Here is a 20,278-nt window from a genome sequence, read left to right as displayed (position 1 = left end):
CGAAGGACGACCACCGATGACCGCCAGTGCCGCTCCGCTCCGCCAGATCGTGCCGCCCGAGGACCGGTACGCCACCGAACTGGCCTTCCTCGCCGCCTACGACGGCGGGCCGCGCCCGCCCGCCTGGCGGCTCACGCCCCGCGCCGTCGTCACCTTCGTCATGGGCAGCGACGGCCGGGCGCTGCGGCTGCCGGACGACGCCGAGGTGCCGGCCGGGGTGCCGCGCCGGCTGGTCGTGGCGGGCAAGTTCGTCGGCGACCGGGCCCTGGTCGAGCGCTGTGTGGTCACGCTCGCCGGGGAGCGGGGTCTGCTGCTGGTGGGCGAGCCCGGTACCGCCAAGTCGATGCTGTCCGAGCTGCTCTCGGCCGCCGTGTGCGGCACCAGCGGGCTGGTCGTCCAGGGCACCGCGGGCACGACCGAGGACCAGCTCAAGTACGGCTGGAACTACGCCCTGCTGCTCGCCCAGGGGCCCAGCCGGCAGGCGCTCGTCCCCTCCCCGGTGCTCACCGCGATGTCCCGGGGCGCCGTGGCCCGGGTGGAGGAGGTGACCCGCTGTCTGCCCGAGGTCCAGGACTCCCTGGTGTCGTTGCTGTCCGAGCGGCGCATCGCGGTGCCCGAACTGGCGGGCACCGAGGACGCGCTGGCGCACGCCGCGCCCGGCTTCACCCTCATCGCCACGGCCAACCTGCGCGACCGGGGCGTCTCGGAGATGTCGGCCGCGCTCAAGCGCCGTTTCAACTTCGAGACCGTGGGCCCGATCGCGGACCTGGACGCCGAGACCGCGCTGGTGCGTGGCCAGGCCCGGGCGTCGGTGGAGCGGGCCGGAGCGCCGTTCCAGGTCGACGACGCGGTGCTCGAGGCGCTGGTCACCGCGTTCCGGGATCTGCGGGAGGGACGGTCGGCGGAGGGCTGGGAGGTGGAGCGCCCGTCCACGGTGATGAGCACGGCGGAGGCGGTGTCGGTGGCGGGCGCGCTGGCCCTGGCCGCGGCCTACTTCCCCGGGGACCGCGATGTCCTCGGCCTGCTCCCGGGACATCTCCTGGGCGTCGTGCGCAAGGACGATCCCGCCGACGCGGCACGGCTGCGCGGCTACTGGGACGGTCCGGTGCGCCGGCGCGCGGAACAGGGCTCGGCGACCTGGCGCACCCTGTGGGACCTGCGCACGGTCCTGGAGGCGTGACCATCGTGACCGACTCCCCCGAGGCCGCTCTGGCGGCCCTCACCGACCCTGCCGGCCCGTACCTGATCGGCGTACGGCACCACGCGCCCTCCCTGGCCGCGGCCGTGCCCGAGCTGCTGGACGCCGCCGGGCCGGACGTGCTCCTGGTCGAGCTGCCCGCGGAGCTGCAGGAGTGGCTGCCGTGGCTGGCCCACGAGGAGACCCGGGCCCCGGTGGCCCTGGCGGCGGCACCGTCCGACGGCAGCGGCGGGCCGGCGTTCTATCCGTTCGCCGACTTCTCCCCGGAGCTGGCGGCGGTGCGGTGGGCGGCGCGGCAGGGAGTACCGGTGGTGGCCTGCGATCTGCCGCTGGCGGATCGGGGATGGCACGAGGGGGAACGCACGGCGCAGGGGCCGGGCCGGCTGTCGGGCGCCCTGCGTTCCCGGATCACCGGACGCGCGGGCGAGGACCTCTGGGACCGGTTGGTCGAGGCCGCCGCGCCCGGTTCGGCACCGGAGGCGCTGCGGCGGGCGGCCCTGCTGACGGGGTGGGCGCTGCGGGCGGAGTCGGATGTGCCGGAGGTCGACCTGCGGCGGGAGGAGTGGATGCGTTCCCGGCTGGCGGAGGCCACGCGGGGCGGCGGCCGGGCGGCCGTGCTCGTGGGCGCCTTCCACACTCCCGCGCTGCTGAGCCCCTCCGGGGACGCGGGGCCGCGGTCGATGTGCGGCCACCACGAGGCGGGTACGACCGGCCCCCGCCCGGCCACGGCCGGATGGGCCACCTCACTCATCCCCTACACCTACGCCCTCCTGGACGAGCGCTCCGGTTACCCGGCAGGCATCCGCGATCCCGAATGGCAGCACCTGATCCTCGAAGCGGCCGGTGAACCGGCCGCTCTTCAGGACGCGTTGACCAGTTCGGCGGTCCGGATCTGTGCCGGCCTCCGCGAGCTGGGCCACCCGTCGGGTCCCGCCGACGCCCGGGAGATCACCCGCCTCGCGGGAGATCTCGCCCGGCTGCGCGGCCTGCCGGCCGCGGGCCGCGGAGAGCTGGTCGAAGCGGTCCAGACCGTGCTGACGCAGGGAGAGCCCTACGGGCGTGGCCGAGCCGTGGCGCGGGCGATGGAGAGCGTGCTGGTGGGTACTCGTACCGGCTCGCCCGCGCCCGGCGCTCCGCGAAGCGGCCTGGCACCCGCCGTGGAGGCCGACCTCGCGGCCCTCGGTCTGCCCGGCCCCGCGGACCCCGGGCCCGCCCGGGACCTGCGGCTCGACCCCCTGCGCTCGGACCTCGACCGGCGCCGCGAACTGCTGCTGCACCGGCTGGCGTTGTGCTCGGTGCCCTACGCCGAGCACAGGCAGGTGACCGGTACCGGCGGTGCCGAGGCCCTCACCTCGCGCTGGGAGGTGCGCTGGACCCCGGCGACCGCCGCGATGCTGACGGCGGCCGGGGTCCGCGGGGTCACCCTCGTCCAGGCCGCCGAGGGCCTGCTGCGCGAGCGGAGCCGCAAGGAGCGGGAGGCGGGCGGCCCCACGGCGGCGCAGGTGCTCGACGGCCTGGGGCAGGCGGCCCGCTGCGGCCTGCCCGGCCTGGTGGACGAGCGGCTCGACGACACCGCGGCCGCCCTGCCGAACGCCGGCACCCTGCCCGAGCTCCTCACCGGACTGGCCCTGCTGGACCGGCTGCGGGCCGGTCATGTCGCCGGTCTCGGCACGGACGAGGACCGTACGGCCCGCGTGGTCGCCGCGGCCGAGTTGCTGACCGCCGCCGCGGTGCGCCAGGTGGACGGCCTCACGGGTTCCGAGGACCCGGCCGACGCCCGTGCACTGCTCGAACTCGCCCATCGTGCCGATCTGTCGGGCGGGATCCGGCTCACCGACGCGCTGGCCCGGCTGGCCGCCGGCGGGTCCCCGTTGATGCGGGGTGCCGCCGGAGCCGTCCGGGTCCTGCTCGGTCAGGAGGACCCGGGTGACTTCGGGGGCAGGGTCGCTTCCTGGGTGGACGGGGCTGTCGACGCCGAGTCGCGTACCGCGCTCACCGCCCGGCTGACCGGGCTGCTGACGGCCGCCGGACGCCTGCTGGAGGCGGCCGCGCCGGCGCTGGAACCGCTGGTCGGCCGGGTGTCGGAGCTGTCCGACCGGGACTTCCTCGACCGGCTGCCGGCCCTGCGGGGCGGCTTCGACGCGCTGAGCCCGGCCGACCGCGGCCGGCTGCTGGCCGGTGTGGAGGAGCGTCTGGGCGCCGACCGGGTGGCCGACACCGGCGCCGTCGACCCCGCCGCGCTGGCCATCTGGGCGCGGGCGGATCTCGCCGCCCGCGAGACCCTGCACACGCTAGGCCTGTTGCCGCCCCGCCGCAGACACGCGGAGCCCGCCGCCGTCAGCGCCGCCGCGCTCTTGGCGGACCATCGGCTGGCCCCCGCCGACCGCTGGCGCCTGCTGCTCGGCCGCCGCGCCGATCAACTCCCCCCGCGGGCACGCGCGGTGGCGACCGCGCTCGACGAGTTGTACGGCAGCGGGCGCGGTGAGGGCAGCCGGGGCGACCTCGGTGGCGGTACCGGCGGCGGGCGCGAGGCGCCGTATCCCGGGGTGCGGGAGTGGTCGCAGGAACTCGCGGCGCTGTTCGGGCCGGGTGTCCGGGAGGAGGTGCTGGCGGCGGCCGCCGCGACCGGCCGTCAGGACGTGCTGGCCGAGCTGGACCCGGACAGCGTGCGCCCCTCCGTGGATCTGCTGCGCTCGGTGCTGCGGCACGCGGGCGGGCTGCCGGAGGCCAGGCTGGCCGCGCTGCGCCCACTGGTGCGACGCCTGGTCGACGCTCTGACCCGGGAGCTGGCGACGCGACTGCGCCCCGCGCTGCACGGCACGACGCTGCCCCGCCCCGGCAGGCGACCGGGCGGCGGCCTCGACCTGCCCCGTACGCTGCGGGCCAACCTGGCCACCGCCCGCCGGGCGGCCGACGGCACGGTCCGGGTGGTCCCGGAGCGTCCGGTCTTCCGCACCCGGGCCCGGCGCGCGTCCGACTGGCGGCTGGTCCTGGTCACCGATGTGTCGGGGTCCATGGAGGCGTCGACCGTCTGGGCGGCGCTCACGGCCTCCGTGCTGGCCGGTGTGCCGACCCTGTCCACGCACTTCCTGGCGTTCTCCACCGAGGTCATCGACCTCACCGACCATGTCGAGGACCCGCTGTCGCTGCTGCTGGAGGTCAGGGTGGGCGGCGGCACCCATATCGCGGCCGGACTGCGGCATGCGCGCGAGCTGGTGACGGTGCCGTCCCGGACGCTCGTCGTCGTGGTCAGCGACTTCGAGGAGGGCTACCCGGTCGGCGGGCTGCTCGCCGAGGTCAGGGCGCTGGTCGCCGCGGGGTGTCAGGTGCTGGGCTGCGCCAGCCTCGACGACTCGGGGCGCCCCCGGTACTCCACCGGGATCGCCGGACAGCTGGTGGCCGCCGGCATGCCGGTCGCCGCTCTCAGCCCCCTCGAACTCGCCCGCTGGGTAGGGGAGAAGATCGCATGAGCCTCGAACTGCCCGCGGTCGCGCCCGCGGTGACCGCCGAACTGGTCGCGGCGCTCTCGCCCCGGCTGCGCAAGCGGCTGGACGCGGGCGTCGCCAAGCTGGCGGGCCGCCCGGTGGTCCGGGACGGCGACACCGTGCGCGTCACCGTCGACGACGAGGGCTCGGAGCTCGAACTGCACGCCCCCGGGGGCGTCGTGGCCGGGACGGCGGCCATCCGCTGCGGCTGTCTGCTGTCCCCGGACTGCCTGCACCGCGCGGCGGCGGCTTCGGCGGCACCGGTGGCGGACGCGCCTGCGCCCGCGCCGACGGCCGACGCGGCCGTCGCGGCCGTCGCGGCCGTCGCGGTGCCGGGCTCCCCGGAGACCCTCGATGAACCGGCGTCCGGCTCGACGGCACCAACGGCTCCCGCCCCCGCTCCGCCTCCCGCCTCCGAGGAATCCGCCACGCACCCTCAACGCGTCGCCGCCGGAGCCGTTCTCGCCGCCGCGGCCGCTGTGCTCGACGCCGGCACGGACGGTTCCGGCGCGGTGCTCCAGGCGGAGCTGCTGCACGCCGCGCACGCCGCGCGTCTCGCGGGGCTCCCCCGGGCGGCCACGGCCGTGGTCTCCGTGGTCACCGCCCTGCGTGCGGTCCGCGCCGCCGACCCGGCGTTCCGGCTCGCCGAGCTGGTGGCCGCCCTGTCGGAGACCCTGTACGTGGCTCACCGCGTTCCGTCCGCGACCGGCCCGGAACTGACCGGGCTGCGCGGCACCGTACGGCAGCCGTACACCCCGGACGGTTCGCTGCGGTTGTACGGGCTGTTCTCCGAACCCGTGCTGACCGCGAGCGGCTACGCGGGCGCCGTCACCTGGACCGCCGACGCCGAGGGCCGCCTGTACACGGTCTCGGACGTGGCCCCGGGCGGCGCGGGCCGGGCGGTGGGCGCCGCCGACCGCGCCGTCCGCATCGGCGACACCGCTCTGACGCACCGGGAGTTGGCGCGGGCGGGCCTCGCGGTGTCGGGCGCGACGGTGTCCGCGACCGGGCGGCTGGGAGCGGGCGCGGGGGTACGGGCCGTGCGCGCGTCCGGAGCGGGCTGGCGGGCCGAACCACTGGACCGGTTGTGGACGGTGCCGGTGGCCGAGCAGGTCGGGCGTGCCCAGAGCGGCGGTCACGATCTGCTGTTCCTGGAGGTCACCCCGGCCGGCGTGGCACGCGAGGCGGCGGGCGACGCTCTGCTGGCCGACTGCGGCGGGGTGCCGCTGCGGCTGACGGCGGCACACGACCATCCGGCGCTGCCGCACCGCGACAACCTGCGGTTGCTGTCGGCGGCCCGGGGCGGTCGGCTGCGTGTGGTCGCGCGTCTGGTGTCCGCCCCGCACGCCCGTGCCCAGTTGCTCGCGACCGAGCATCCGACGATCGCCGGGAACCGTGTCGACGTGGGCCTGGACCGGCTCCAGCACGCGGACCTGCCGGCTCCGGCGGCGGCCTCTGCCGTGCCCACCGCCGAGGAGGCGCCGCTGCACCTGCTGCGCCGCAGGGTCGAGCAGGCGGCCGCGGGCGGCCGGCGGGTGCTGGCCTTCCCGGGGAACACGACCGCGGACGTCCACCGGCTGCACCGGCACGGTCTCGCCACGGCCGGGGATGTCCTCGACGAGCTGCTCGCGGCCGCGGCGGAGCGCTCGCGCGACGCCTTCGGCCGCCTGCTGCCGGCCGACACGGGCCGGTTCGCGCGGGCGTGGCTGACCGCGGCGCGCTACGCGGACGAGGTCGACCGTGTGCTGTGTGCCGCGGCCTGGGGCGGCTGAGCGGGCCGACGACCGGACGCGGGCCGCCGCTCCCCCGTGCCGGCGGCCCGCACGACCGGAGTCGTCGCACCCGATCCCGGTGCCCGGTTGAAGCATGCGACAGCAGGCCGTGGCATGGGTATGCGTAGAACTGCGTAGGAGCGCGGGCGGAGAGGAACACGTGATACGAGGGCTGGACAGGGCCTACGAACGCCTCACGGGGCTCGCCGTGGCCGCGTTGAACGAGCGCGAGCCCGAACGGCTGTGGCCACTGCTCGCCGACGCGCTGACCGACCTGTGCGAAGGCGAGACGCTGATCTACAAGCTGGACGACTGGAACGAGGGCGAGGGCACGCTCGGCATGTCCGCCGCTGCCGCCGACGAGTTGGACCGGCTCGGCCACCGGGAGCTGGGCGTGCTCCGCTCGGGCTACCCGTTCGCCCGTCACTACGCGGCCGGCCCCGGGCGGGTGCCCGCCACGGCCCGCCGCCTCGCGGGCGGGGCCTGGACGGCGAGCGAGACCGCGCGGGTGCTCGGCCGGGCCCTGGACCTGGACCAGGTGCTGGCCCTTCCGCTGCCCGGGACGGTCGCGCCGATCACCGGCTGCCTGATCTACCGCTCCGGGGCGGACTTCACCGAGGACCACCTGCGCACCGCCGAGCGTGCCCAGCCGCTGCTGGCCGCCGTCGAGCGGCAGCGCCAACTGCTGGAGCAGTGGCGCGGGTCGGCCGCACCCGCCGGCGAGCCGGAGGAGCGGGCGGCGGACTGTGCGCTGACGCCCCGTGAACTGACCGTCCTGCTCCTGCTCACCGATGCCCTGACGGCGGACGCGATCGGCCGGCGGCTCGGCATCTCGGCCCGCACGGTGCACAAGCACGTCGAGAACATCTACCGCAAGCTCGGCACCCGCGACCGTTTGAGCACGGTCCTCAAGGCCCAGCGTCTGGGTCTGGTGTCCGTCCCCGACCGGGCGGCGGACGGCCGTCGCAGCAGTGACCGGGGCCGGGAAATTGCGTGGACGGCGGTTGAGGCCGCCCGGCAGAGTGGCCGTCCATGACGAGCAGCGAGCTGTGGAGCCGTGCCGAGGCCGACCGTTACGACGCCGAGGAGACCGAGATGACCTCGGCGGCCGTGCTCGGGCCGACCGTCGAGTTCCTCGCCGGACTCGCCGGCCGGGGGCGGGCGTTGGAGTTCGCCATCGGCACCGGCCGGGTGGGGGTGCCACTCCGTGAGCGTGGGGTGCCCGTGGTGGGGATCGAGTTCTCCGAGCACATGGCGGCCGTGCTGCGCCGCAAGGTCGACGCCGCGACGCTGCCGGTGGTGATCGGGGACATGGCGACGACCACCGTGCCCGGTGAGTTCTCCCTGGTGTACCTCGTCTACAACACCATCTCGAACCTGCTCACGCAGGACGAGCAGGTCGAGTGCTTCCGCAACGCGGCGCGGCATCTGGCGCCCGGCGGCCGGTTCGTGATCGAGCTGGGGGTGCCGCCGCTGCGGCTGCTGCCGCCCGGTCAGACCGCGGTGCCCTTCGACGTGTCCGCGGGGCACATCGGTTTCGACACCTTCGACCTGGTCGGGCAGATCCTCGTCTCGCACCATCTCACCCGTGACGGCGAGGACGGCCGCTACCGCCGCGACGCCTCCCGGCACCGGTACGCGTGGCCGGCCGAGCTGGATCTGATGGCCAGGATCGCGGGGCTCGAACCGGAGCGGCGCGTCGCGGACTGGGACGGTTCCCCGTTCACCCGGGACTCGGCGAAGCACATCTCCGTGTGGCGCAGGCCGGCGTAGCCCGTGGAGCGCGGGGCCGGAATCCAGCCGGTCGGCGCGTCCGGCGGGCGGAGCGGGTTCAGGCGCCGAGCCGCCCGGCGGAGGCCCAGGCGGCGTACTCCTGGCGGACGTAGTCGCGGTGGCTCTGCCCGGACGGGACCTCGTCGGGTCGGTGCGGCCCGGCCACCAGGTCGGGACGGGACCGGTCGTGCGCCAGGAGGTGTCCGGCGGTCTGCGCGGCGGCGCCCGCCGGGCCCGGGTCGGCGCTCTCCAGCGCCATCCGGTCCATGAGGGCCGCCCGGCGCAGCAGCCAGGCACGTTCGGCGACCGCGGCGTCGGCCGGCGGGTCGGCGACGGTCCTGGGCCCGCGGCCGTCACGCTCGGCCCCGAGGGCGAGCACCCGGTGCATCTCGCGGCGCAGGGCGGGCGCGTTCGCGTACGCCTCGTGCGGGGGCGGAGCGTCGATCTCGTCGCCGGTGTCCGGGGGCACATCCCCGCCCGGCGGACGGGGGCGGTCGCCCTGGCGTGCGGGGCCGGTCATGCCGAACACCTCAGGCAGGCGCGGACCTCGCGGCCGCCGCGCGTCTGGTGGACCTCGGTCGACTCCGCGAGGCACCGGACGATGCCGGTGCCGCGTCCGTGCTCGTCCGGGGCGATGTCGGGGCGGGGGCGCTCCACGGCGGTGCCGGAGTCACTGACCACGATGTGCAGGGTGCCGAGGTCGAGCACGAGCAGCAGGGTCATGCGCTCACGGCCGTACTGGGCGGCGTTGGCCGCGAGTTCGTCGACGATGAGTACGGCGGAGTCCCGCTCGCTCTCCGGAACGCTCCAGGTCTCCAGCAGATCGGCCGCGAAGTGACGAGCGGCGGGGACGTGCGCCTCCTGCGCGGGCAGGGTGAGCAGTGCCTCGCGGCGGCGGAGCGGGGAGAGCAGTGGGTTCAGGCGGGGGGCATCGGTTACAGACATGGTCTTCCGACTCTTCTGTGGGGGTTCCTGTAGAGGAGCGCTCACTCAGTTCCACGGATGACACATGCCGGACGGTTCGAGCAAATTCGCGCCTTTTGCTCCGCTGTCTCACGCCTGGATCGTGACGAGTTTCCGGCCGTCGCCGGCGACGATCTCGAAGTGCTCGATGGCATTCGGAGACATGGGAACCGCGCCCGGGACCGTGGTGCCGGGAGGGTATTCGCCCGCCCGCCAGGTGGCGCCGTCCGCCCTGACCCCGCCGTGCCCGACGGCCTGCAGCCGGCAGGTGATCCCGGCGGGCGCTCCCTTGGCGGAGACCAGCAGGACGCTGCCCCAGGCGGAGGGCGAGACCTTCACCGAGGCGGTGACCCCGGTGGCGGGATCGCTTCCGGAGAAGGTGCGCGCAGGAGCCGGCGCGGTGGGTCCGGGCTGTTTCGCCTCACTGCCCAGGGACCCGACGGTCGCCAGCCAGGCGCCGGTGACCGCTCCCGCCACGAGCATCAGGGAGGCGGCGGCCCCCGCCAGCTGCATCCGCCAGGTCCTGCGGCGCCGGGCGGCGGCCTGTCCCAGCAGCCTCTCCAGCACCCCTGCCTCGTGCGCCTGCGGTGCCGCGGCCGCGACGGGCCGCTCGGGCGCAGCGGCCGGCGTGCCCTCGGCGGCCCGCGCCACCAGCCGACCGGCCGGGTCCCCGTCGGCAGCGGGTACCGTCAGGCCGGCGGCTTCGGTCGCGGTCACCGTCGCCAGCAGCGCCGGCAGTCCCGCCAACTGGGCGTGTTCCGCCCGGCACTCGGCGCACCCCGCGAGATGGCCGCGCACCCGTTCCGCCTCCTGCGGCGGCAGTGTGCCCAGGACGTAGCCCCCCAGCGCCAGCCGGAGGGCGTCGCACTCCGCACTCATGGTGCCCACCTCCCGCACGGCGTGGTCATGGCTCGATGCCCCGTTCCTGCAGCGCCAGCCGCAGGGCATGCAGGGCGTAGTACGTCCGCGACTTCACGGTGCCGAGGGGGATGCCCAGCACCCGCGCGGCCTCCGCCATGGTCCGGCCCCGGTAATAGGTCTCCAACAAAACGGCGCGGTGGTCAGGGGACAGCGCCCGGAGGGCTTCCGCCACCGCCCAGCTCTGCAGCGCCTGCTCGATCTCGTCCTCGCCCGGCGCCTGCTCCGCGACCCGCTCGAGCGCCTCGCCGCCGGCCTCGGCCGGCCTGGCCCGGCGGGCCCGGTGGGCATCGATGACCAGGTGCCGGGCGACCGTGCACAGCCATGCCCGGGCCGGGCCCCGCGCGGGATCGAACGCGTCGGGATGCTGCCACGCTCGCAGCAACGTCTCCTGCACGACGTCCTCCGCCCATTGCCGGTCACCCGAGGTCAGCCGAAGCGCGTAGTGGAACAGGGGCCCCGCGTGCTCGGCGTACAGGGTGCGCAGCAGTTCCTCGTCCGTGGTCGAAAGGGTCCCTCTACCAGAGACACGGTCCGTGGAGCGATCCGGATCGGTCCTCGGGTCACGTTTTCGGGAACGCCAGGACATAAGCCGATCATTACGCAGACTCACCGCTTTGTCCTGTGATGCACCGCACCGGATCAGTCACTCCCCGTGAGCGTCATCATCCCCTGTCCACACGAGGGCGAAAGCCGTCGAAAAAGGTGCGAACCGACCGAACCGTTCGCCCCCTGCCGCCCGTGAAGCCAGACGAGAGCCGACGAACGCGGCACATCCCGCCGGCGTCCCAGGCCGGTCCCGCCCACGGAGATTGCCCACGGACAGCGCCCGCGGACGGGGAACCGCCGCATGGCGCCCGAGACTTCGCCTCGTCAGCGCACCCGTTCGGCGCACTGCCCGACTCCATCCGATCACGAGGAACGAACAGCATGCATGTACACCTTCGTACACCAGGCCGGCGGTCACTCACCGCCACCGGACTTGCCGTCGCCACCGCCGGCGCGCTGGGGCTCCTGAGCGCATGCGGCCAGTCGTCGCACGCCCCGTCCGCCGGGACCGTCGCCATCACACCGGGACGCGCCCAGCATCAGACCGCCGGGATGCCCGGCACCTCCGGACCGCGGAACGCGGCAGGCTCCGCTCCCGGCGCCTCGCCGATGCCCCACATGAGCATGCCCATGAGCCCCCCGAGCACCGGGACGCCGACCGCGCCGGTGGCCGGAGACGCCGTGGCGATCAAGAACTTCGCGTTCGCGCCGGCCGCGCTGAAGGTCAGGGCGGGCACGACGGTGACCTGGACCAACCAGGACAGCGACCCCCACACCGTCACCAGCACCCAGCCGGGCGGCCCGTTGCACTCGGCCGCCCTGACCAGCCACGCCACCTACAGCTACCGGTTCACCAAGCCCGGTACCTACGCCTACCTCTGCACCGTCCATCCGTTCATGACCGCCACCGTGGAGGTGACCCGATGACCGAGTACCTCGACCCTCAGCCGGCAGGACCCGGCGACGGCACCGAGCACGGCACCGAGCAGCCGGCCCGGGAACACGACATGACCCGCCGCCAGCTCCTGCGGCATGCGGGATGGTTCGGCGGGGCCGTGGTCCTGACCCTGACCGCCGGAGAGGTGGTCAGTCAGATCGCGGGCTCCGGGGACACCACCGCCGGGGCGGCCTCGGCGACGGACGGAACGACGGCGAGCGGGGAGCTGCGTTTCGTGCAGGTCTCCGACAGCCACATCGGATTCCAGGGCCCGGCGAACACGGACGTGGTCGGCTCCTTCACCGAAGCCATCCACCAGGTCAACTCGCTCGGATTCCGGCCCGACTTCGTCATGCACAGCGGTGACCTCACCCACCTTTCCACGGCAGCCCAGTTCGACCAGGTCCGGCAGATGCTGACCGGCATGGAGACCGACCGCGTCTTCACCGTGCCGGGCGAGCACGACTCCATCGGCGACGGGGGCCGCGCCTACCGGCAGACCTTCGGCAAGGGCACGCTCGGCGACGGCTGGTACAGCTTCGACACCCACGGCGTGCACGTCATCGCCCTGGTCAACACCCTGAGCCTGGAGAAGCTCGGCCATCTGGGCGACGAACAGATCGAGTTCGTACGCAAGGACCTGCAGGGACTGTCGTCGGACACGCCCATCGTCGTCTTCAGCCACATCCCGCTGTTCGCCATGTATCCGCGGTGGGGCTGGAGCACGGACGACGCGTTGCGGGTCATCGCGCTCCTGCGCCGCTTCTCCTCCGTCACCTGCCTCAACGGGCATGTCCACCAGCTGTTCACGAAGACGGACGGCAACATCACCTTCCACTCCGCCACCACCACGGCCTACCCGCTGCCGAAGCCGGGCCGGGCCCCCGCACCGACGCCTCAGGTCGTCCCCGCCCGACAGCTCAAGGACGCCCTCGGCATCCGCACCGTCGGCTACCGGCGGGGCGACCGGGAGCTGGCGATCAAGGAAGAGAGGCTGACATGACGCCCGGAAGACTCCTCGACCCGGCCCTGCGCGTGGCGACCGCCGTCACCCTCGCCGTGAGCGGGTACCTCCACGCCCGGCTCTACGCCGACGGGTACCGCTTCATCCACGTCGTCGGCCCCCTCTTCCTGGTCCAGGCGAGCGTGTCCTTCGCGGTCGCCGCCCTGCTGCTGATCGGCATGCCGCCGCTGCTGTCGCTCGCCGCCGGCGGTGTGGCGCTGGGCGCCCTCGGCGGATTCGCCGCCTCCCGCACCGTGGGCGTCTTCGGATTCACCGAACACGGTCTGCAGCCGGCCCCGCAGGCCCTGCTCAGCCTCCTGGCCGAAGCCGGGACCCTGCTGCTCATCGCCGTCCGGCAGGCAGGCGTGGCCAGACGGCGCCGCGCCGGCCGGGCCCCCCGCCGACCGCCGGCCCGGGACCGGGTCACCCTCCACACCCCACCCAAGTGACAGAACCGAACGGAACCAAGGAGTCTCCCCATGCCACCGCAACCACACCCGGCAACCGGCGGACCGAGCCCGCGGCCGCGCGGACTGAGGGAGCGCGTGCGCGCCCTGCTCGGCCTGGACGACGACACCGCCGTCGTGATCCGCGAGTTCCGGTACACCGAACCCGGCCGGCCACCGCGCAGGACCGTCGTCGCCGTGCTCCCCATGGACGGCGAGGCACACCGCTGGACGCTTCACCGCCCTCCCGACCAGATCACCGATCAGGCCCTGCGGGCCGCGCTGCTCCACCAGCCGCCCGCCTGAGCGGTCCGGGCCCGTCCCCGCCCGCGGTGAAGTCAGCCCAGGAAGCTCAGCCGGACCTGACGGTCGGTGTTGTCCTTGTTCGTGTCGACCAGGCACACCGACTGCCAGGTGCCCAGTGCCGGCCGGCCGTCGATCACCGGGAGGGTGGCGTGCGGGGGCACGAAGGCCGGCAGGACGTGGTCGCGGCCGTGGCCCGGGCTGCCGTGCCGGTGCTGCCAGCGGTCGTCGGCGGGGAGCAGGGTGTGCAGGGCGGCCAGCAGGTCGTCGTCGCTGCCGGCGCCGGTCTCGATGACCGCGATCCCGGCCGTCGCGTGCGGCGTGAAGACGTTCAGCAGGCCGTCCCGGCCGGCCGCGGCCTCGCGGAGGAAGGCCTCGCACTCCGCGGTCAGGTCGACGACCCGCTCGCGGGTCCCGGTGGTGACGTGCAGCACGCGTGTGGTGAAGGCATCCGGCATGCCCCCATCCTCGCGCATCCGCCGCACCGCCGGCGCACGCGGCCGCCGTGGCGGGAAGATCCGTGGCGGGTCTCCTGTTGGTGGAAGCGTGAACAACATGCGCGAGGTCGAGGTGGTCGTCGCGGGCGCTGGTCAGGCCGGTCTGTCCAGCGCCTATCACCTGCGCCGCACCGGTTTCGAGCCGGACCGCGACTTCGTGGTCCTGGACCACTCCCCCGCCCCGGGCGGCGCCTGGCAGTTCCGGTGGCCGTCGCTGACGTACGGCAAGGTCCACGGGATGCACGCGCTGCCGGGCATGGAGCTGACCGGGGCCGACCCGGCGCGGCCCTCCGCCGAGGTGATCGGCGCGTACTTCGCGGACTACGAGCGCACCTTCGACCTGCGCGTACGGCGCCCCGTGAACGTCCGCGCGGTGCGCGAGGGCGAGGGCGGACGGCTGCTCGTGGAGACGGACGCCGGGGACTGGTCGGCGCGGGCGCTGATCAACGCGACCGGTACCTGGGACCGGCCGTTCTGGCCGCGTTACCCGGGTCAGGAGACGTTCCGCGGCCGGCAGTTGCACACCGCGCAGTACGCCGGGCCCGAGGAGTTCACCGGGAAGCGGGTGGTGGTCGTCGGTGGCGGTGCCTCCGGCACCCAGCACCTGCTGGAGCTCGCCCCGTACGCGGCCGCCACCACCTGGGTCACCCGGCGCCCGCCGGTCTTCCGTGAGGGGCCCTTCGACGAGGGCGCGGGCCGGTCCGCGGTGGCGCTGGTGGAGGAGCGGGTCCGGCAGGGGCTGCCGCCGCGGAGCGTGGTCTCGGTGACCGGGCTGCCCCTCAACGACGCGATCCGCCAGGGCCTGAGGGACGGTGTCCTGGACCGGCGCCCGATGTTCGCCCGCCTGACGCCGGACGGGGTGGAGTGGAGCGACGGCAGTCGTGTCGAGGCCGACGTCATCCTGTGGGCGACCGGTTTCCGTGCCGCCCTCGACCATCTGACGCCGCTGCGGCTGCGCGAGCCGGGCGGCGGGATCCGCGTCGAGGGAACCCGTTCGGTCGTCGATCCGCGGGTCCATCTCGTGGGGTACGGCCCCTCGGCCAGCACCATCGGCGCCAACCGCGCCGGCCGCCAGGCCGTCACGGACATCAGGCGGCTGCTCGCGGGAGAGCGGGTCGCCGCGTGACACCCGGCCGCGCTGCCCCGCACGTGGGGCAGCGGCGTCTCAGCCGGACGGCTGCGCGGCCGACGGCGACCTCCGGGTGGTGTCCTTCGCCTCCGCGTTCTTCCGCTCCGCGTTGAACTCCGCGACATTGCGCTGGTGTTCGGCGTAGTCGGCGGTGAACCGGGTGTCCCCCGGCTTGACCGTGACGAAGTACAGCCAGTTGCCCGGCGTGGGGTTCATCGCGGCGCGCATGGCGTCCTCGCCCGGGTTGTCGATGGGACTGGGCGGCAGGCCCATGCGCTGGTAGGAGTTGTACGGGTTCTCGACACGGGTGTCGGCCACCGTGGTGTCGAGGGTGCTGCGGCCGAGGGCGTAGTTGAGGGTGGAGTCCATCTGCAGCGGCATGCCGCTCTGCAGCCGGTTGAAGACGACCCGGGCCACCTTCCCCATGTCGGCCTTGTCCGCCGCCTCGGCCTGGACGATGCTGGCGATGGTCACCGCCTGGTAGACGTTCATCGCGTCGCGCTGCGCACCGGCCGCGACGGGCGCCCCGCCGAACCGCTGGTTGGCGGTGTCGACCATGTACCGCAGCACGGACTGCGGGGTCGCGTCCTTGTCCAGCGGATAGGTGGCCGGGAAGAGATAGCCCTCGGGGTTGCCCCCAGCGTCGCCGGGCAGTTTCAGGCCCGCGTCGCCGACGGACTGCCTGGTGCTGCCCGCGGGAAGGGCGAGCGCCCTGTCGACGGCGTCGTAGACCTGGCTGGCGCGCCAGCCCTCCGGAATGACCAGGGTGGTGGGCCTGCCGGCCGCGCCGTGGGCCAGGACCAGCAGCGGCACCGTCACGGCGGCGCCCGCCACGACGACACCGGCCGCACCGAGGAGGAGCCTGCCCCGACGCGTCAGCCGGACGGCCTTCCGCCGGATCGCCCTCGACCGGACCGTGTTCCGTCGGACCGCGCCCCCTCGGGCGGCTTTCCGTCGCGGAGTGTTCATCTGCATGCGGGAACGTTAGCCCGCAAACAGTCATAAACCCGACATATCGTCAGCTTGTCGGGCTCAGCTTGTCGGCGGAGTCACCCACTGCCGCCGCATGATCGCCCCGCCGGCGCCCCGGCCGTCTCGCCGTCTCCCACGGGGCCGCGTCGCCGGTCTGGCCCGGCCGCTCCCTCGCGGCACCATCCGTCGCCTCCGATGCCGCCGCCGTCTCCACCCGGGCGTCCCGGCGCACCAGCGCCGCGTACCGTCCGTCGCGTTCCAGCAGCTCCTCGTGCGTGCCCCGTTCGGCCACCCGGCCGGAGTCGAGAACGACGATCTGGTCGGCACCGCGGATCGTGGACAGCCGGTGGGCGATGGTGACGGTCGTCCGGTTGGCCGCGAGGGAGTCGATGGCTTGCTGGACCGCGTGCTCGGTGCGGGTGTCCAGGGCGCTGGTCGCCTCGTCGAGGATGAGGACCGGCGGATCGCGCAGGATGGTACGCGCGATGGCCAGCCGCTGCTTCTCGCCGCCGGAGAAACGGTGGCCGCGTTCGCCGACGACGGTGTCGTAGCCGTCGGGCAGTGCGGCGATGTGATCGTGGATCTGGGCCGCGCGGGCGGCCGCGCGAAGTTCCTCGTCGGTGGCGTCCGGCTTGGCGAAGCGCAGGTTGTCGGCGACCGAGGCGTGGAAGAGGTACGTCTCCTGGGAGACGACGCCGACCGCGCGGGCGAGGGTGTCGAAGTCGAGGTCACGGACGTCGACGCCGTCCAGGGTGACCCGGCCGCCGGTGACGTCGTAGAGCCGCGGCACCAGGTAGCCGAGCGTGGACTTGCCGGCGCCGGTCGGGCCGACGACCGCCAGGCTGCCGCCGGCCGGGACGGTGAGGTCGATGCCGTCGAGGACCGGACCGCTCTTGTCGTCGTAGCGGAACTCGACCTTCTCGAAGCGCACCTCGCCCTTCACCCGGTCGAGGTGGACCGGCTCGTCCCGCTCGGTGATGTCGACGGGCAGGTCGAGGTACTCGAAGATGCGCTGGAACAGGGCGAGGGAGGTCTGGATCTGCACGCCGGTCGCCAGCAGGCTCACGGCGGGCCGGAACAGGCCCTGCTGGAGCGAGACGAAGGCGACGATGGTGCCGAGCGAGATCCGCGGGCCGCCCAGGTGGAGCGCCATGCCGGCGGTCCAGTAGATGACGGCGGGCATCGCGGCCATCACGATCGTGATCACGGCCATGCGCCAGCGGCCGGCCATGTTCGAGCGCACTTCCAGGCCGACGAGCCGCTCGGACTCCTCCGCGAAGGAGGCGGTGAGCGAGTCGGCGCGGCCCATGGTCCGGCCGAGCAGGATGCCGCTGACGGAGAGCGACTCGGTGACCGTCGCGGCCATCGCGGCCATCTGCTTCTGGCGCTCGGTGGTGATCCTCTTGCGCTCGTTGCCGACCCGGCGGCTGATCCACACGAAGGCGGGCAGCAGGACCAGCGAGACGACGGTGAGCCGCCAGTCGAGGGCGATCATCGCGATGATCGTGGCGACCACGCCGGTCAGGTTGGAGACCAGGGAGGTGGCCGTCGAGGTGACGGTGGCCTGCATGCCGCCGATGTCGTTGGCGATGCGGGACTGCACCTCGCCGGTGCGGGTGCGGGTGAAGAAGGCGAGCGACATGCGCTGCAGCCGGCCGTAGACGGCGGTGCGCAGGTCGTGCATGACGCGCTGGCCGACGGTGGTGGATATCAGCGTCTGCAGGACGCCGAAGACGCTGGTGAGGACGGCACTGAGGATCATGCCCAGCGCCAGCAGGCTGAGCAGTCCGGTGCGGCCCTGCGGGATGGCGGTGTCGAGGATCGCCTTCAGCAGGAAGGGCGTGGCGACCGACACCAGCGATGCGGCGCCGACCAGCAGGCCGACGATCGCGAGCCGTCCGCGGTAGGGGCGGAAGAGGCTGAGGATACGGCGCACCTGCCGGGGTTCTCCGGTCGAGGTGCCGTCTGGGGTCCAGTTGATCTCGTCTCGGGGCATGGCTCCTGCGGATGGGTGCGGTGTGTACGGATTCACGGAGCATAGCTCACTGTTACCTATGCTCACAATGAACATAGTCCTGATATTGTTCCCGTATGAGCACCCCCGACTCCGACGGCCCGCTCGCCGAGCAGTTGCTGCACCTCACCCGCCGGGTGTGGCGTATCCAGAAGCGCCATCTGGCGGCGCGCGATCTGGGCGTCACTCCGGCCCAGTCTCGGCTGCTGCGCACTCTCGCGCACTACGACGCACCTCCGCGCATGGCCGACCTCGCCGCACGCCTCGAGGTGGTGCCGCGCGCGGTGACGACGCTGGTCGACGGCCTGGAGGCGAGCGGCAAGGTGTGCCGGGTACCGGATCCGACGAACCGCCGGGTGACCCGGATCGAGATCACGGACGAGGGGCACGCGACCCTGCGTGAGCTGCGCGCCGCCCGGAGGTCCGCGGCGGAGGAGATCCTCGCCCCGCTGTCGGAGGAGCAGCGGGAGGTACTGGGCGGACTGCTCGACACCCTGGTCGACGGGCCGGTGCCGGCGAGGCACTGCTGAGCCGCGACGGAGCGGCTCACCCCGCCCGGCCTTCCGGAGGATGAGCCGCTCCCCGCTCCGCGGCCGCCGCTCAGCAGCCGTCGCGGTCCGCCGTCAGCACCCCCTGTTCGGTGGTCAGCAACCGGTCGTAGCACCCGCCGGATCCGTACAGCCGGAAGCGCTCGCTCGACGTGCCGACCGCGTGCCGCTGGTCGCGCGGCACGTTCAAGGTGTACGTCGCGTCGCCGCGGTAGGTGTCGTCCAGCCATGACCGACCGCCCAGGGGCGAGGTGACCGCCGCCCGGTCGCCGAGGGTAAGTCCGGTGCGCAGCCGGCCGTCGGCGCCGATCGTGATGGCCCCGCCCATCGTGTACGTCCGCCGGGTGCGCGTCGTCCGGGGCGCCCCGCCCGCCCGCACCGTGACACTCTGGTCGTCCGTCCAGACGGCGTCGAGCGCGTCGGTCGTCTCGCCGTCGGTCCAGCGGTGCGCGGAGGTGTTGGCCAGCGTCCGGCTGACGGTGGTGGTCACCCGGCCGTGCGAGGTGTCGACGTATCCGGAGACGGTCAGCCGGTGCCCGGCGCCGGTGTCGACCCGGTACTCCCCCGGACCCGGGGTGTACACCGAGGAGTTGACGGGTGCGGAGGCCCTGGCGACGGTGACCGCGCCGGTGACGCGGGCGCGGTGCGCGTCCTGCCAGACCAGCACGTTCACAGGGGCGCTCCAGCCGGCCTGCCCCTCGGGCACCCCGGCCACGGAGACCTCGACCCGGTGCGGGCGACCGTCGTCGAGCAGTCCGGCGAACGGCGTCAGGTCGTACTCGATCGGCTTGACGTCGAAGGCGCGGGGGGCCGGCACGACGTACCAGAGGAAGGGGTTGGACCAGCCGCCGGTCCACACGTTCGGGAACGGCGCGGCGATTCCGGCCGGCCGGCCGTCCACCGTGATCTGCACCTCCCGGTAGGGGCCGCGGTCCGCCTTGCAGGAGTACGACGCCGGGTCGGCGACCGTCAGGTACCAGAACTCCTCGCAGCCGCCGCCGGATCCGGTGGCGTACACCTCTGCGACGATGCGCTCGCTGTTGCGCGGGGTGGTCAGGGTGGTGCCGCCGTCGAGGGTGAGCACCCGGTCGGGGACCGTGGCCCGGGGGCGTCCCGCGTAGAACGTGAGCGTGGCCTTGACGTCGATGACGCCCGTGTACGTGTCGTCGACGACGTTGCCGATCAGCATCTCGACGTCCTGGGTGCCGCGGAAGGTGTCGCTGTAGCGGGTGACGTCCTTCTCCACGTGCCACTCGATGCCGTCCGGCGAGGGTTCGGGGGTGGAGGTGCGCAGCACCTCCACCCCTCCGACGTGCAGATAGCCGAGCCGGTCGTACTGACGGCCCTTCACCTTGCCGTCGAGCCGCAGCACCACCTCGCTCCAGCGTCCGCCGCAGCCCCGGGGCGGTGCGTAGGTGCCCCGGTACGGCGTGAAGTCGCGGAACCGGGCCTCGGCCAGGGTGACTTGGCAGGACTTCGCGCCCTTGGGCACGGACACCGGCGGGGCGGCGGTCACCGGGTCGTGCCAGTCGGTGCCGAACTCCGCCGGGACGTCGGCCGCCGAGGCGGCCGGGGCGCCCGTGCCCAAGAGCGCGCTCGCCAGGAGGGTCACCCCGGCAAGCATGGACATGACGATCCGTCTTCTCATGGCCGGTGTTCTACGGGGAGTTGCCCCCCGACCGCAACGAGGAGACCGGCCTACCACCCCAGCGGCGCGCGCACGCGCGCACGGATCCGCACGGGCACCCACCAGGGGTAAATATGGTGCTAT

Annotated in this window: 19 protein-coding genes; 11 read left to right on the top strand and 8 right to left on the bottom strand. The window is 74.1% G+C overall.

Annotated features, from left to right (window positions below; translation table 11 throughout):
* Positions 1-16: 16 nt before the first annotated feature.
* From ACFXI4_RS25690 to ACFXI4_RS25670, 5 genes are all read left to right on the top strand, one after another.
* Positions 17-1,180 (top strand): AAA family ATPase, encoded by a 1,164-nt coding sequence (locus ACFXI4_RS25690; RefSeq protein WP_384995017.1) that lies wholly within the window; start codon positions 17-19, stop codon positions 1,178-1,180.
* Positions 1,177-4,668, top strand: a complete 3,492-nt coding sequence (locus ACFXI4_RS25685) for a DUF5682 family protein (protein WP_384995015.1) — start codon at positions 1,177-1,179, stop codon at positions 4,666-4,668. The genes ACFXI4_RS25690 and ACFXI4_RS25685 overlap by 4 nt, the downstream gene beginning before the upstream one ends.
* On the top strand, positions 4,665-6,455 hold the full coding sequence (locus tag ACFXI4_RS25680; RefSeq protein ID WP_384995013.1) for a hypothetical protein: 1,791 nt from the start codon (positions 4,665-4,667) through the stop codon (positions 6,453-6,455). The genes ACFXI4_RS25685 and ACFXI4_RS25680 overlap by 4 nt, the downstream gene beginning before the upstream one ends.
* Before the next feature lie 160 nt (positions 6,456-6,615).
* On the top strand, positions 6,616-7,491 hold the full coding sequence (locus ACFXI4_RS25675) for a LuxR C-terminal-related transcriptional regulator (protein ID WP_384995010.1): 876 nt from the start codon (positions 6,616-6,618) through the stop codon (positions 7,489-7,491).
* Positions 7,488-8,228: a class I SAM-dependent DNA methyltransferase gene (locus ACFXI4_RS25670; RefSeq protein ID WP_384995008.1), complete on the top strand. Its 741-nt coding sequence runs from the start codon at positions 7,488-7,490 to the stop codon at positions 8,226-8,228. The genes ACFXI4_RS25675 and ACFXI4_RS25670 overlap by 4 nt, the downstream gene beginning before the upstream one ends.
* A gap of 58 nt (positions 8,229-8,286) precedes the next feature.
* On the opposite strand, the gene ACFXI4_RS25665 is transcribed toward ACFXI4_RS25670, so the two are convergent.
* From ACFXI4_RS25665 to ACFXI4_RS25650, 4 genes are all read right to left on the bottom strand, one after another.
* Complete coding sequence (locus tag ACFXI4_RS25665) at positions 8,287-8,748, bottom strand: hypothetical protein (protein WP_384995006.1); 462 nt, start codon at positions 8,746-8,748, stop codon at positions 8,287-8,289.
* The gene (locus tag ACFXI4_RS25660) at positions 8,745-9,173 is read right to left on the bottom strand and encodes an ATP-binding protein (RefSeq protein ID WP_362732928.1); all 429 of its coding nucleotides are present in this window, start codon (positions 9,171-9,173) and stop codon (positions 8,745-8,747) included. The genes ACFXI4_RS25665 and ACFXI4_RS25660 overlap by 4 nt, the downstream gene beginning before the upstream one ends.
* A gap of 108 nt (positions 9,174-9,281) precedes the next feature.
* Positions 9,282-10,070, bottom strand: coding sequence for a zf-HC2 domain-containing protein (locus ACFXI4_RS25655; RefSeq protein WP_384995003.1), 789 nt, complete (start codon positions 10,068-10,070; stop codon positions 9,282-9,284).
* Between the two features lie 25 nt (positions 10,071-10,095).
* A complete protein-coding gene (locus ACFXI4_RS25650; RefSeq protein WP_384995000.1) occupies positions 10,096-10,698 on the bottom strand; it encodes a sigma-70 family RNA polymerase sigma factor in 603 nt (200 codons plus the stop codon).
* Between the two features lie 590 nt (positions 10,699-11,288).
* Here ACFXI4_RS25650 and ACFXI4_RS25645 point away from each other — a divergent pair.
* The 4 genes from ACFXI4_RS25645 to ACFXI4_RS25630 are packed head-to-tail and all read left to right on the top strand — an operon-like array spanning position 11,289 to position 13,350.
* Complete coding sequence (locus tag ACFXI4_RS25645; protein WP_384994997.1) at positions 11,289-11,585, top strand: plastocyanin/azurin family copper-binding protein; 297 nt, start codon at positions 11,289-11,291, stop codon at positions 11,583-11,585.
* Positions 11,582-12,598, top strand: a complete 1,017-nt coding sequence (locus ACFXI4_RS25640) for a metallophosphoesterase family protein (RefSeq protein ID WP_384994994.1) — start codon at positions 11,582-11,584, stop codon at positions 12,596-12,598. Before ACFXI4_RS25645 ends, ACFXI4_RS25640 begins: the two co-directional genes overlap by 4 nt.
* Complete coding sequence (locus ACFXI4_RS25635) at positions 12,595-13,047, top strand: hypothetical protein (RefSeq protein WP_384994991.1); 453 nt, start codon at positions 12,595-12,597, stop codon at positions 13,045-13,047. Before ACFXI4_RS25640 ends, ACFXI4_RS25635 begins: the two co-directional genes overlap by 4 nt.
* Before the next feature lie 30 nt (positions 13,048-13,077).
* A complete protein-coding gene (locus ACFXI4_RS25630) occupies positions 13,078-13,350 on the top strand; it encodes a hypothetical protein (RefSeq protein ID WP_384994989.1) in 273 nt (90 codons plus the stop codon).
* Between the two features lie 32 nt (positions 13,351-13,382).
* Here the strand turns inward: ACFXI4_RS25630 and ACFXI4_RS25625 are convergent, their stop codons facing one another.
* Positions 13,383-13,805: a secondary thiamine-phosphate synthase enzyme YjbQ gene (locus ACFXI4_RS25625; protein WP_384994986.1), complete on the bottom strand. Its 423-nt coding sequence runs from the start codon at positions 13,803-13,805 to the stop codon at positions 13,383-13,385.
* A gap of 88 nt (positions 13,806-13,893) precedes the next feature.
* Between ACFXI4_RS25625 and ACFXI4_RS25620 the strand changes: the two genes are divergently transcribed.
* Positions 13,894-14,970, top strand: coding sequence for an NAD(P)-binding domain-containing protein (locus ACFXI4_RS25620; protein ID WP_384994984.1), 1,077 nt, complete (start codon positions 13,894-13,896; stop codon positions 14,968-14,970).
* A 39-nt stretch (positions 14,971-15,009) separates the two neighbouring features.
* Here ACFXI4_RS25620 and mltG read toward each other — a convergent pair whose 3' ends face one another.
* The gene (mltG, locus tag ACFXI4_RS25615) at positions 15,010-15,948 is read right to left on the bottom strand and encodes an endolytic transglycosylase MltG (RefSeq protein ID WP_362733067.1); all 939 of its coding nucleotides are present in this window, start codon (positions 15,946-15,948) and stop codon (positions 15,010-15,012) included.
* Between the two features lie 43 nt (positions 15,949-15,991).
* Positions 15,992-17,941 (bottom strand): ABC transporter ATP-binding protein, encoded by a 1,950-nt coding sequence (locus ACFXI4_RS25610; protein ID WP_384994981.1) that lies wholly within the window; start codon positions 17,939-17,941, stop codon positions 15,992-15,994.
* A 95-nt stretch (positions 17,942-18,036) separates the two neighbouring features.
* Between ACFXI4_RS25610 and ACFXI4_RS25605 the strand changes: the two genes are divergently transcribed.
* Complete coding sequence (locus ACFXI4_RS25605) at positions 18,037-18,489, top strand: MarR family winged helix-turn-helix transcriptional regulator (protein WP_384994978.1); 453 nt, start codon at positions 18,037-18,039, stop codon at positions 18,487-18,489.
* A 70-nt stretch (positions 18,490-18,559) separates the two neighbouring features.
* On the opposite strand, the gene ACFXI4_RS25600 is transcribed toward ACFXI4_RS25605, so the two are convergent.
* Positions 18,560-20,155, bottom strand: coding sequence for a peptide-N4-asparagine amidase (locus ACFXI4_RS25600; protein ID WP_384994976.1), 1,596 nt, complete (start codon positions 20,153-20,155; stop codon positions 18,560-18,562).
* Positions 20,156-20,278 lie beyond the last annotated feature (123 nt).

This window comes from Streptomyces sp. NPDC059224 (assembly GCF_042754285.1).
Lineage (GTDB): Bacteria > Actinomycetota > Actinomycetes > Streptomycetales > Streptomycetaceae > Streptomyces.
This window is presented reverse-complemented; position numbering and strand designations above follow the sequence as displayed.